Consider the following 13951-nt stretch of genomic DNA (forward strand, 5'->3'; position numbering starts at 1 on the left):
TGCGGCATGTAACTTGCTGCGTTCCAGCTATCCCAAGGCTGGAAGATCTTATGCTCCACTCCCACCTCACTACGCTCAATGCGGTCTCGTTGATCCTCAACACGTTCAAGACCGAAGGCCTACCCAGTGAAGCGCTGCTCGCTGGCAGCGGCATCCGTGCAGCCGATCTGGCCCGCGCCGACACCCGCATCACCACCAATCAGGAGATGCAGGTCTGCGCCAATGCGGTCGCGCTCAAGCACGACATCGGACTGGAACTGGGCCGGCGCATGCATGTTTCCTGCTACGGCATCCTCGGTTACGCGCTGCTGACCTGTGCCACCTTCGGTGACGCTTTACGGCTGGCGATCCGTTATCCGGCGCTGCTGGGAACACTTTTCGAGCTGAGCCTGGAGGACGACGGCGAGCGCGTCTGGTTCGTTGCCGCCGATTACCGCGAAAGCCCGGCAATGGCGGTGTTCAATGCCGAGTTCTGTCTGGTGTCGCTGAAAGTCATCTGCGACGACCTGCTCGGCCATCCGCTGCCATTGCTGGCTGCCCGCTTCGAACACGCTGCGCCGGACTATCGCGACAGCTACGCCGAGCACTTCAAGGCGCCCGTGCATTTCGGCGCCAAGGACAACGCCTTCGCCTTCGACCGATGCTGGCTAGACCAGCCGCTGCCACTCGCCGACATCATCACCCATCAAGCCATGGCCGAGCGGTGCCGCAAGCAGAACATCGAGTTCACTGGCCGTCAGGCGTGGCTTGGGCGGATCCGTCAGTTGCTCTGCGCACAACTCAACGCCGCGCCGGGGCTGGAAGGTCTGGCGCAGCAGATGAACTGCTCGCCGCGCACCCTGCGCCGGCATCTGAAGGACATGGGTTGCAGCTATCAGGAACTGCTCGACGAACTGCGTTTCGAGCGGGCCAAGCAGATGCTTTGCGAGGATCAGTTGCCGATTTATCGCATCGCCGAAACCCTCGGCTTCAGCGAGACCGCAAGCTTCCGCCATGCCTTCGTGCGCTGGAGCGGTGTGGCACCGAGTCAATTCCGGCCACACGGTTAAACCGTCGAGGGGCGATATCAGGTCAGTATTTTTGGCCACATCGATCCCCTTTTGGCCTCTCTGACCGTTCTCCGATTCGGCTCACGCCGCAACACTGTGATCAACCGAATCAGCCCCCTGCGGAGAACAACAAATGCTGACGATCTACTCTGACGATCACCACCTGCACCATGGCCGCTGCGAGTTGATCGACGGGCAGCTCAAGCCTTGCTTCGAGATGCCGTCGCGTGCCGACCACGTGCTGCAGCGGGTGAAAAACCAAAACCTCGGCCCGGTCGAGGCACCGAAGGATTTCGGCCTCGGGCCGATCGAGCGCATCCACAGCCGCGACTACCTCGACTTCTTCAAAGGCGCCTGGGCGCGCTGGACCGAATTCAACACCGACGGCGATTTGCTGCCTTACACCTGGCCGGCGCGCACCCTGCGTCAGATCAAGCCGACCAGCCTGCACGGCCAGCTCGGCTATTACAGCTTCGACGGCGGCGCGCCGATCACCGCCGGCACCTGGCAAGCGGCGTACAGCGCGGCGCAAGTGGCGCTGACCGCACAAGCGGAAATCCAGCGTGGCGCCCGGGGTGCCTTCGCCCTGTGCCGTCCGCCGGGACACCACGCTGCCGGCGACTTGATGGGCGGTTATTGCTACCTCAACAACGCCGCCATCGCCGCGCAGGCATTCCTCGATCAGGGCCACAAGAAGGTCGCGATCCTCGACGTCGACTATCACCACGGCAACGGCACTCAGTCGATTTTCTACGAGCGCAGCGACGTGCTGTTCACCTCGATCCACGGCCACCCGGAAGCGGAATTCCCGTTCTTCCTCGGCTACGAAGACGAACGCGGTGAAGGGGCCGGCGAAGGCTTCAACTTCAACTACCCGCTGCCGGCCGGTTCCGGCTGGGATGTCTGGAGCGCAGCGCTGGATCAGGCCTGCCAGGAGATCGATAACTACGGCGCCGACATCATCGTCGTGTCGCTGGGCGTCGACACCTTCAAGGACGATCCGATCTCGCAGTTCAAGCTCGACAGCCCGGATTACCTGGCAATGGGCAAGCGCATCGCCGCCCTCGGCAAACCGACCCTGTTCGTCATGGAAGGTGGCTACGCGGTAGAAGAAATCGGTATCAACGCGGTGAATGTGCTCGAAGGTTTCGAGCAATGAGCCGCTTCAAGTCCGCCACCTGATACCCCGACCCGCACACGCGGGTCTTTTTTTGCCTGCGATATTTATGTACCGCAACCGCTCCCGTCTCGCCCGCTACCTTGCTCGACCCGGCGCCGCTTCCGGCCGCCTGAGGTTCAATCAAGGAGATGGCCATGCCTGAAATCCCGACGCCCAGCGCTGTCGACGTACTGACCCAACTGGTGACCGGTCCGTCACTGTGGGAGGTCGCCACGAATACCTTGCGCCCGGCACTCAAGACCCTGTATCCGGAACTGGAGCTCGACCCGCGCCAGACCCTCGTGGTGACTCCGGTCTGGCAAATCGACGGAGATCGCGTGATTCCTGGCCGAAGCCGCTCCGAATCCCTGACCAATGTGCTGGTGCGTCTCGGACTTGGCGCGACCACCGTCACCTGGATTGATGGGGAGCATTACCTTGTCCGGCGCTCGACGAATGAGCAACCGGTCACGCTGGCGGTCAAGATCGATGCGCTCGCCCGCTTGATCAATGAACTCGCGCCACTGCTGTTCGTGGCTTATCAGGAACAACAGATCGATTACTGGAACGAACCCACAGGCCTGTCGCATCCGCGCTGGTATTCGTTGTCGGACGCCTTGCGTGCACTGTGGGACGTCAAGGATACAACCGACTGGGACGAACATCGGCTGGCCATGGCCCGGGCCGTTTTCGCCGATCCTGACAAAACGCAGCGCCTGCCCCGGGACAAGTACAAGACCCGCGCGTACCTGATCGATGTCGACGCGGGTGACGAGGTGCAACGCCGCCATCTCCACGTCCTCGACACCGCCGTGCTGGTCGGCTCGGTAGCCGGGCGCACCCTGATCCTGAGCCACTCACTGCCGCTGGGTTTCCAGCGCTTCGACTCTTTCGAGGAGCTGGGCGAGGCTATCAGGAACGCGTATCCGGCGAAGGCTGTTCCGGTCTCGCTGAACTGGCGGCTGATCGAGCCGGAGGGCAATTTTTTTGATCGCCAGGCCTGCATTCTCATCGCTCTGGAAGCAGACGCCATCGGCGCGCTCGGGTCGCCGCCCTCGACCCGGCCGGGCGTTCTACCGCATCCGGGCACGCTCGGCAGACACACCGCAGAGCTGCCACCGCAACTCCAACCCCAGGCCGAGCACTTGCGACCACTGCTGCCGTCCTGGCTGGACCAGGCCAGGGCCGATGACCAGACCTGCTACAGCCGCCACCTGCTGGATCTGGTGCTGATACAACACCAGAACGCCGGCAAGACGTTCCAGAACGAAGTCCCCGACCTGCGCACTTTCACCCTCGAAGCCCTGAGCGCACAGATCCGCAGAGAACAACCCCAGACAAACGATGTAAGGGTCGACAACCTCGAAATCAGCATTACCAGCCTGGTGGTCTGGGGCACGTTCATGTGGCCGGGCAATACCGAGACCCTCACGCTGTCCCTCACCGATCTCGCCTTGCAGAATCTGGCCGGGCTGCCGCCGGGCAACAAAGTCGTGCGCTGCAAGGACGGCACTCCGGTGCCTGACTGGATGAGTGCCGATTATCTGGAAAGGCTCGTGACCACCGTCGACATCGGGGCCCGTTACCCGGCCATGCTCAAACGCTGCCTGGTCGAGGACAGCACCCGGGCCTCCACCCTGCAGCGGCTTTACACTCGACAGTTAGCCGCCGAGCTGCCGCTGCTGGCGTTGCAACACAAGATCCGTGGCGAAATGGATATCGACGAACAAGGCTATCGGTACATTGTCGCTGCACTGGCCGACACCGCCAGCGAACGGCAAGTGGATGGACAGCAGATCGTTGTCCGCCCGCTGGCTTTCATTGTCGGCCAGCGTCCGCGTGACATCGTTGCCAATATGTTCATCATCGGTCCGCGTCAGACCGATCAGGGCCCCTGCCTGCTTTACCGGCCTCTGCTCGATCCGCCACTGATCCAATACGCCAGCCCCGCCAACCTGCTATACGCAATCAAGCATTCACGCTCGATTCGCCAGGCGGTACTGGCCTGGTTGCCTGACGACGTGCGCTTCAATTACGAGCAGTACGTATTTCCCGCCAGGCTGCCTTCGATCTGGACGATTCCCCAATCGCTGGTCGATCCGAGCGCCGCCCTCGATATGAGCGGTCCTGTTTCGTTGGCCAGCGACGTGATCGAAGACCCGATTTTGCCAGCCCTGTTCAACGCCAATGTGCAAGCCATGCTCACCCAGTCGGACCGGCAGTCGGTATCCAACGCTGAAGCACGCTGGGCTTCGCTGAAGAATGGTGGCTGGCGGATTTTCAATGCGGCGCTGCCGTTCCTGGGGCGCAGCGTGGGGACGGCGGCGTGGATCTGGCAGATCATCGATGACTTGCAGGCAATGAATGACGCCGCCAATGAGGCTCCGGCCCGACTCGACTGGAGCGCGCTGGCCGACATCCTCCTGGCACTGGGCATGGTACTGGCCCACAGGGCCGCTGTTGGCAGAAGGCCGGTCCATGAATCACCGGCGTCGCCGCAAACCGTCGTTGAAACACCTGCCCGAACGCTATCCCCGGCCATCAAGGTGCTGCGCCTGCCGGACATCGGCGACCGCGAACTGTCCGCCAGCCATGACATCTCGGTCAACGCCATCGGCGCTATGGACCGCTCGCAACCGGGGCTTGGCTCGCTGCTCGACAGCCTCCAGGTCCCCAGGCCCGAAAGCCTGGGTGATGCCCAGGACGAGGGCCCATACCAACACCTTCATGCCCATGGGCGCGCCTGGTATGCAGCAGTCGGTCAGCGCTGGTTCGAGGTGATGGTGAATGACGACGAACGTGTCCAGATCAGCGATTCGCGCCAGCAGCCTGCGCGTACCGGGCCGCTGCTGACTCACAATGCCGACGGTCAGTGGTTCGTCGATCTTCGCCTGCGCCTCAACGGTGGCGGCCTGCGCAGCCGGCTCAGGAAACTGCAGGACGATAACCGGGCGCGGTTGATTCAGATGAAGGCCGCGCTCACCGACTTCGACGCCACCTTGCAGGCCAAACAGACCCAGCTCAAAGAGGTGCGCGAGGCCATGCTGCAGGCCACCCCCGATAACCGTTCGAGCGCCCGGGAGCAGTTTCTCGACACCCTGGAGGTGCAGATCAGGGCGTACGGTGAGCATATCCAGCAGCTCAAGGCCATGAACGTCGTCGAACCTATCCCCAATTACCGTACCGCCATGATCGAGCGGTTATCACTGCAGCTGTTTCTGGTGCAATCCTGGCTCGACGAACAATCGTCCGAATTCCGCAGCAGCCTGAGCACTACCCTGGCATTGCTTGACGAACCCTCGGCACCCCTGTCGGCAGAGCGCAACGCGCCTTTTACCAAAGCCAGTGACATGACCCAGGGCATGATCGACAAGATCGAATACGCCCGTAGCCGACTCGATGAACTGAGCCTGCTGGGCAGGGACGCCCTTGAAGTCACGCGAGACTACAAGGCGAAACTCCCCCGCTACACGATCGATGACCTCAAGCTGCTGCAAATCACGCTGGAGCAGGAGCTGTGCATCAGGCCGGACCTGACACAAGAGCCGGTCGATGCGCGGCTGGCGCTGGAAAACCTGATCGATGATGCGGCGCTGAACATCCAGAGCTCTCTGGAAGTGAGCAACGAGGAGAGTCTGCAAAATCTGAGTCAGCGGATCGAGACGATGAGCAATCTGGCCGAACAGTTCGTCGCTGTCGATCAGCGCTTTGCAGACCTGCTCGTCGAGTATCCGGAGCAACTGCTTGCCGATCGCATCGAACAGGTACGCCGGCGCGTTGCCGGATTTGCCGACAGGACGGTCGACCGGCTGGTGAACCTGCTGCGCGACCAACGACAGTTCGATCCCGTACCGGGCCCTTCTAAACCATCGACGGCGTCGGCCAAAAAGGTCATCAAGACCCGTTACAAGGGTACGGTCGTCGGTGAGCCACGCAAGGACGCCAGTGGCCGGGAAACCGATCTGGTCGACGTGCGCGCGCCCCTGACGGGCAAGATCATCGCCACCTTTCACGAAAAGAGTCCGGGTGTCTGGCTCGAAAGGGTCACACCCAAACCCGTGTCAAAAGGACCGGCACCCAGCCTGCACCGCTGTATCGAGGAAGGCCAGGCACTGATCGATGGCCTGCCTGCCTTTCACCGGCGCACGGAGGCCCACATCAACCGGGCCGCGCGCATTCCGAGCGAAATTCAGGATCTCTACTACCTGCATGCCGACCGGTTGCGCGAAGCGAGGGATGCAATCGACCGGGCCCTGACCGCGCGCAATCTCACCGATGATCGCAATGCCACGGCCAGCACTTTGAACAGAGAACTCGCCGATGCCGCCACCGCGCTTTATCAGCGCGGCCAAAGCGCACGCATCCGGATCATCAAGCAACAACCACCCACCGCGGCCCGTGTCGAATGGCTCAAGAGCAAGGGCCAGGTAGACATCTCGAAAGCCACTGCCCGGCAGCGGCTCAAGGGCTCCGGGAAGGGTTACCTGGACGAGTACGAGGTGCTCGATCACGAAACCCACGCGGTTCTGTGGTACGCGCACTTTCACTACAGCGGAATCAATGATCCGGTGACCGCCTTCAACGCCGCGCACCTGAAAACCGTAGAGCAACGCCGACTGGGTGGGCGCTTCGATCCGCGCACCACCGGCAACCAGGAACTCATCGCCATTTACCGCGGTGAAATCAATCGTGCGCAGGCCGCTGCGCTGTTCTTTTCCTGACGCCGGTGCGCCGCTGCCCGCGAAATTCGGGCATCGGCCGACGGCATATATCTATGCACCGCCCTGCCCGATGCCCGCACGGATAACGTGCGTCGCATCAGGGCCGCCAGCCGCGCTGCCCTTTCACACGGGATCTGAACCATGACTGAAACCGCCGCCGGCACCACGCCTGCCTCTTCCCCGTTTTTGCTCGAACAGAGCCGGCTGATCGATCTGATCAGCCAGGGCCCGACGCTGAATCAGGTGGCCTCGACGCTACTGCAACAGGCGCTGGGAAAGCACTATGCACACCTGCAGATCGACCCCGATCACACCATGCTCGCCACTCCGGTTTGGCGCGACGATGAACAAGGGTTCGCGATCGAGTCTTTCCGGTTCGAATCCCTGACCCACGCGCTCATCCGACAGAGTGTCGAGAAAACCCGAGCGAACCTGATCGAAGGCGAACATTTCCTGACGGTCACGCCGGACGCCCAACCGGCCACTCACCTGGCCGTCGACATGGATGAGCTGACATCGCTGCTCAACGAGCACGCCGCATTCTTTTTCATCGCCTTCGCACAGCAACAACTCGACTACTGGAATGGAACCGGCGCACATTGCCCCCGCTGGCAGGAGCTGTCCGACACGTTGAAAACCGCCGTGGACGTGCAATCCGCGGTTGGCTGGGATGCCGACGCCTGCGCCCTGGGGCGGTGGGTGGCCAACCATCCGGAAAAGCCCATGCGTCAATCGACACTAAACGGATTCAGCCAGATCCGCGCTTGCCTGCTGGATATCGACCTGGTCGAGGGCTCGAACACCACTCACTTGACCATCGCAGGCGCGATCGTGCTGACCGCGACCGTCAAACAGCGCGAACGGTTTTTGATGTACACCATCGGCGCCGGCCACGAATCGTTTTCGTCCCTTGCCGAACTGGGAGAGTCACTGCCCGGACGCCTCGACCTGGACCTGAGCGGGCGCAGCCTCGAGTGGCGACTGGTGGAGCCGCAGGAAAACATTTTCGACAGTTGTACGTGGGCATTGGTGAACATTCAGCTGGACGACATCAAGGCCCTTGATCCCGCCAACCGCCCCGTCGTTCCGACTGCCCTTTCCTCGCCATCGCACAACAGGCATTTAAGCGGCAGGGACCATGCCCGGCTCAGCCAGTTGAACCGGGCCATTCCCAAGTGGCTTAACACGGGATCGATCCGTGATTTTCAGGCTTACACACGCTACATCGTCGAACTCGGAAGGCTTCATAAGGAGGAACCGAGTGATAACGTCGGACAGCCTCTGCTTTCGATCAAGTCCTACGCTCAACAACAGATGCGCGAGGCGATTGTCGCCGACAAGGCTGCCGAAGACGCCGCCTCGCTGCCGCTCGACGACCTGCAGATAACCGTCACTCACAGCTTCGAGGTTGCCGGCCTGACCCTGCCCAACCCTCTGGAGCAGGAACATCAGACCCTCGGTGAGTTCGCCCTTGAAAACACCACGCCGTATCTCGCCAGCGTCGCGTTCACCAATGGCCATGGCGTGCCGGCATGGTTGACCGTCGACTACCTGACGCAGATGGCAGAGCAGGTCGATATTGGAGGCCATTATCCGGCACTGATAAAAAAGGCACTGATCGACGACCCGCAACAGGCCGCCCGCCACAGGGCCCGCTACCGGCGCCAGCTGCCGACCCTGCTGCCGCTGTTGGCCCTGGAGTGTAAGCTCCGGCATCGAGGCGATGTCGACGAGCGCGGTTACACGTATATCTGTCAACTGATGGCATCCATCAGCGCGGGACAGTCCGACACCGAGCCCGGCGTGTACATCCGCCCTTTGGCCTTCAGGCCTCGATACCGCATAAGCAACGTGGCCGACACGGTGGCCAACACGTTCATCATCGGGCCGCGCGAGCCGGAGCTGGGCCCCTGTGTGCTTTACCGGCCATTGTCGGACACCCCGCTGCGGCAGTTCGCTTCCCCGCAAAACCTGCTCTACGCGATTTATCAGCCTGGAGAGTTGCGAGACTCGGTGCTGGCCTGGCTGGCCAGCCCGTCGCTGAGTTTCGAATACGCCCAGTTCGTTTTTTCCAGCGGCATTCCGTCACCCTGGATCATTCCCCGGATGGCGTTCGAGCCCTTTATCCACTTCGACTTGATCGGCCCGATCGGACTGGACGATACGCCGCTGACCGGCGATATCCTCGACGCCCTTCACACTGCCAACAGCCAGGCGCTGGCCGAACTGGCCGACCGCCAGTCAGTCTCCAACAGCGAACGTCGGCGAGCCTTGCTCGCGAACAGCGGCTGGGCGGTGTTCAGTATCGCGTCCAATTTCATGGTTGGCGCAGCAGGCACCGCCGTGTGGGTCTGGCAAACCATCGAACAGATCCAGCAGGCAATCGATGCCCGGGAACAGGGAGACACGCTGGTGGAGTGGCGCTCCGTCGGAGACATCCTGCTGACCCTCGGCATCATCCTGACGCAGCACATCGCCACGCTGCGCAGTCGTACGCCCCTGGCGCTGTTCGAGACCTCGGCTGAACAGACACTGGAAGAGATACCCGCCGTTTCCGGTGCTTTCCCGCCAACGCCGCCGACCATCCGTTTCAACGCAAACGCCATGACCGACGTGATTGCCCCGAACCATCTGTCGAGCGTCGAGCCAGGCACTCTGGTACGACCGTCAACCAGCGCCGGATTCACGGCCATGCTGGAGCGTTTCCAAATACCCGATCCGGATCTGGACGGACATTCGATTTCCCCGGTCAGCCACCTCTACACCCTCGGCGATCGGTTATGCGCACGCGTGGGAGCGCGCTGGTTTCAAGTGACGGCGCCCGACAATGAACCGGTCTGCATCGTAGACCCGGCCGACCCTTCGCATACCGGCCTGGCCATCAAATTCGATGACACGCTGGGTGAGTGGCACTGGGACCCGAAACTGCGACTGCGCGGAGGCAGCCCGACCGGGCGAATCGAGGCGCTGCGGCGCGCCAAGGCGCAAAACAAGGAAAAAGCCTGGACGGCCCTTCATCAGTTCATGGCGCAGGAAGTGACCCGCAAAAACGCAGTGAGCAGCGCCCTGCTCGAGTTGCCACGGGACGGTTCCTCGAGTGAATTCGAACCCAGGGCCCAACGCTACCTGGCGTTGGCCGAGGCGCTGGGTGACGAATACACCCAGGCGCTCGGACACCTGGAAACCTGGCGTCAGAGCGGAGGCGGTGGCGTGTTCTATCAGTCCCAACTGATGCGCCTGACCGCAGAACAACACCGATGCCTGGGCGGTGCACTGCGCCTGCAGATGCGTGTCTATGCACAAATGACCGAAAAATTCGCCAACAGTGCAAGCACAGATATCTCCCTGTCACGGGACGAACAGATCGATATCACCACCCGAGCCACGGCACTGAGCGACCAGATGATCGCCCGACGGCAGGTTCTGCGTCAGTCGCTGGACACCCTGGGGCAACTGGCGGGGATTTCGAGCAAAGTGGGGCACGATCTGGAACGGCTGCTTCCGGCGTTCACCGATCTGGACCTCAAGGCCAACGAAATCAGCATGGCTTACGAATGGTGCGTGCGCGAACAGCCCGGCCCGGCCATGGAAGATGCCCGAGAAGCCGTCAACCTCATCACCGGCAACGCTTCGACTGCCAGCCATGACCTGATCGAGCTGACCAGGGCTGAACCGATCGCTGGCGCGCAGCACCAACGAATCGAGCAATTGGCCCGCTTGAACGACCGCTTCGCCAGCCTCGCGCAAGAAATCGAGCAGTTGCCCGCCGCCCACCCGGGACTGTTCGTGCAGGCGCGACTGGATCGCATCCATGAGCTGATCGGTGAATTCCATGCGCTGGCCGGCGCGCGCCTGGTCGCAGAACTACCGGAGCGCACCGAGCAGTCGGTCGTGTCCGTTTCGCAGCCGGGACCGTCGACGTCGAGACCCAGGGTGAAGGTCAGCAAGAGCCGCCCTCGTCAGGGCGCCAGCGAATCGTCACGCGAGAGCGAAGAGTCCGGTGCTATCAGGGAAATCCCCTTTATCAAACTGTCGCGTTCGCGGCTCCCCAAAAAATCTGATGCCGTCGATGTCATCGCGCGGGCATTGGAACTGAATCTGAAAATCAACGAGTTCAACCGTACAACCCGGGAAGATGCCAAACGTCCCGGCCGCATTCCAGCGGACATTCGTGACATGTTCGAACAGCAATCGGTCAGGCTCACGCAAACGGCCAGCGACGTCGACGCTGCGCTCGCAGCCCAGCAAAGGGCTGGGCGCCCCCCTCTGCCGGTGGCCTCTCTCAGTCAGGAACTACGCAACGGAGCGCAACGCACCCGGACCGAAGGCATCAGCACCTATGCCGCGATGCTCAAGCAACGCAAACCCCGGGAGGCGTACTTTCACTGGCTGTATGACAACGGGCTGGTGGAGGTGGTCAAGGATGAACGCGGACGCATCCGCACCCGGCAACGCGGGGATTATTTTCAGGAATACCGGATCCTCGACAAAGCCCGCAATAATGAACCGCTCTGGGTGGCGCATTTCCATTACGACGCCCTGAAGGACCCCGACGCGAAATACACCACCGCCCACCTCAAACCCGCCGAGCCCTACTTGCAAACGCTCGACGCGGCGACGCGGCAATCCTTGAGCACGTTCGATGCGGTCGAGAATGCGCTGCGTAAAATTGTCGATCCGGTGGTTCGGGACCTGTTCCTGAAGCCGCAGCCCCGCGACCCGGTCGACGATTGACGTCACGTCGCAGGCTCACACCCGCCAGGCCCGGCGCAAACGGCCCAGCGCCGAATCGATCGCCGGCTCCGGGACGGCGGCGAAACCCAGCACCAGACCGGCTCGCCGATCGAGCGGGGTCAGCGAGTCGGGCAGCCAGTAGTTACTCAATCCGCTGATCTCAACCTCTACGCTGCGCGCCAGTTCGATCAGTTGGCGCTCGCGCTCGACGCTCTCCACCGGCACCGTCAAATGCAGGCCGGCGGAGACTGCGGGCAGCGGGCCGACACCCTCGACCTCCTGCGGCCAGCCACTCATCAAGGTGTCGCGCCGGCTCAGGGCGGCTCGGCGCATCCTGCGGATATGCCGCTGAAAATGGCCGGCGGCCATGAACTCGGCCATCACCGCCTGAGTGCTGACTTCGGAATGCCGTACGTCTACCGCGCGACGTTGCGAGAAAGCCTCGACCAGGCCCGGCGGCAACACCAGATATCCCAGGCGCAAGGCCGGAAACGCCACTTTGCCGAAAGTCCCCACATACAACACCCGTCCTTGCCGGTCGAGTGCAGCCAGAGGGGCCAGTGGCGCACCGGTGTAGCGGTACTCACCATCGTAATCATCCTCGACGATCCATCCCTGAGTGCGCTCGGCCCAGGCCAGCAGTTCGAGACGACGGGCCAGGCTCATCACCACCCCGGTCGGGTATTGATGAGACGGCGTGACATACGCCACCCGGCAATCTTCGGCAGCCGCCAGTGCCGCGCAGTCGATACCCTCTTCGTCCACGGCAATGCCATGCAATCGACCACCGGCCAGCGCGAACGCATGACCCGCTGCGCGATAGCCGGGATTCTCGATGCCCACCCCGGCGCCCGGCTCTACCAGCAACTGTGCACAAAGGCTGATTCCCTGTTGAGCGCCACTGGTGATCACAATTTGTTCAGCCGAGCACTGCATACCCCGCGAACTTCGCAGATAAGCGGCAATCAGACCGCGCAGGCGCGCATCGCCTGCCGGGTCGCCGTAACACAGCTGCTGCAAATCGGGTTTGCGCCAGAACGCCGCGTTCAGCTTGGCCCAGACGTCGAACGGGAACAGATCGAAGGCCGGAACACCGACCCGGAATGCTCGCGGCGGACCGCTTGGTGGCGTCGGTAAATGGTTCTGTTCAAGCCGCTGCAACGCACCGCTGTGGATAACTTTGCTGGATAAATCACCAGTGGAATCTAACGAAAATGTGGATAAGGCTGTGGGTAAGCCTGTTGAAAACCCTGTGGATACTTTTGTGGATAGTTTTTTCGCGGGCGCCAGCGATTGCGGTAATTGCGCCACGTAAGTGCCGTCCCCGACCCGCCCTTCGATAAAGCCTTCGGCATACAACTGATCGTAGGCACGCACCACGCTGTTGCGGGAAATCGCCAGTGCTGCCGCCAGATCACGGCTCGCCGGCAACCGCGTGCCGCTGGCCAGGCGCCCGTCGAGTACCCGCAGGCGCAAGGCCTGGTAGAGCTGACGGCTCAGGCCTTTGCGGCGGTCGAGTTCGATACCGGCAGGGTTGAACGGCAGCGACAGTGTGGTCGGATCGGGCATGACAATGGACCTATGAAATTGGTCATCAATGGCTCTTACAACAGACCAATAGCCTGCCTACGATGCAGGCATTCGCCAAGGAAATTTTCTCCATGTACACACCCCGCGCCTTTGCCATCGACGACCTGTCCCAACTGCACGAACTGATCCTCGCCACCCGCCTCGCCATATTGGTCAGCCACGGCGAACAAGGCTTGCAGGCCAGTCATGTGCCGGTGCTGCTGCATCGTGAACAAGGTCCGAACGGTACGCTGTACGGGCATCTGGCCAAGGCCAATCCGCAGTGGAAAGACCTGCGCGACGGCGCCGAGGCCCTGCTGATTTTCCCCGGTGCCGATGCCTACGTCAGCCCGGGCTTTTACCCGAGCAAGGCCGAGCACGGCAAAGTCGTGCCAACCTGGAACTACGTCGCCGTGCACGCCTACGGTCACGCCGAAACCTTCAGCGATGGCGGTCGGCTGCTGGATATCGTCAGCACCCTCACCAATCGCCATGAAGCGGGCCGCGCCCAGCCCTGGTCGGTCGACGATGCCCCGGCCGATTACATCGACGGCATGCTCAAGGCCATCGTCGGGTTCGCCATTCCGATCGACCGCCTCGAAGGCAAGCGCAAGCTCAGCCAGAACCGCAGCGCCGAAGACATCGCCGGCGTGCGCGAAGGCCTGGCTGCCAGCCCCGACATCAACGATCAAACCCTCGCTCACTTGATGCGTTAAGGA

6 protein-coding genes are annotated in these 13951 nt (G+C 62.1%); 5 read left to right on the top strand and 1 reads right to left on the bottom strand.

The window, feature by feature from the left end:
* Positions 1-50 precede the first annotated feature (50 nt).
* From ACKUG4_RS12245 to ACKUG4_RS12260, 4 genes are all read left to right on the top strand, one after another.
* Positions 51-1049: an AraC family transcriptional regulator gene (locus ACKUG4_RS12245; RefSeq protein WP_236187603.1), complete on the top strand. Its 999-nt coding sequence runs from the start codon at positions 51-53 to the stop codon at positions 1047-1049.
* Between the two features lie 133 nt (positions 1050-1182).
* The gene (locus tag ACKUG4_RS12250; RefSeq protein WP_085612426.1) at positions 1183-2208 is read left to right on the top strand and encodes a histone deacetylase family protein; all 1026 of its coding nucleotides are present in this window, start codon (positions 1183-1185) and stop codon (positions 2206-2208) included.
* A 155-nt stretch (positions 2209-2363) separates the two neighbouring features.
* Positions 2364-6929 (top strand): dermonecrotic toxin domain-containing protein, encoded by a 4566-nt coding sequence (locus ACKUG4_RS12255; protein WP_445434080.1) that lies wholly within the window; start codon positions 2364-2366, stop codon positions 6927-6929.
* A 141-nt stretch (positions 6930-7070) separates the two neighbouring features.
* Positions 7071-11663, top strand: a complete 4593-nt coding sequence (locus ACKUG4_RS12260) for a dermonecrotic toxin domain-containing protein (RefSeq protein WP_445434081.1) — start codon at positions 7071-7073, stop codon at positions 11661-11663.
* Positions 11664-11678: 15 nt separating this feature from the next.
* Here ACKUG4_RS12260 and pdxR read toward each other — a convergent pair whose 3' ends face one another.
* Complete coding sequence (gene pdxR / locus ACKUG4_RS12265) at positions 11679-13232, bottom strand: MocR-like pyridoxine biosynthesis transcription factor PdxR (RefSeq protein ID WP_445434082.1); 1554 nt, start codon at positions 13230-13232, stop codon at positions 11679-11681.
* Between the two features lie 92 nt (positions 13233-13324).
* On the opposite strand from pdxR, the gene ACKUG4_RS12270 reads away from it, so the two are divergent.
* Complete coding sequence (locus tag ACKUG4_RS12270) at positions 13325-13948, top strand: FMN-binding negative transcriptional regulator (RefSeq protein ID WP_445434083.1); 624 nt, start codon at positions 13325-13327, stop codon at positions 13946-13948.
* The last annotated feature ends 3 nt before the right edge of the window (positions 13949-13951 follow it).

It is taken from the genome of Candidatus Pseudomonas auctus (assembly GCF_048654275.1).
Lineage (GTDB): Bacteria > Pseudomonadota > Gammaproteobacteria > Pseudomonadales > Pseudomonadaceae > Aquipseudomonas > Aquipseudomonas pharyngis.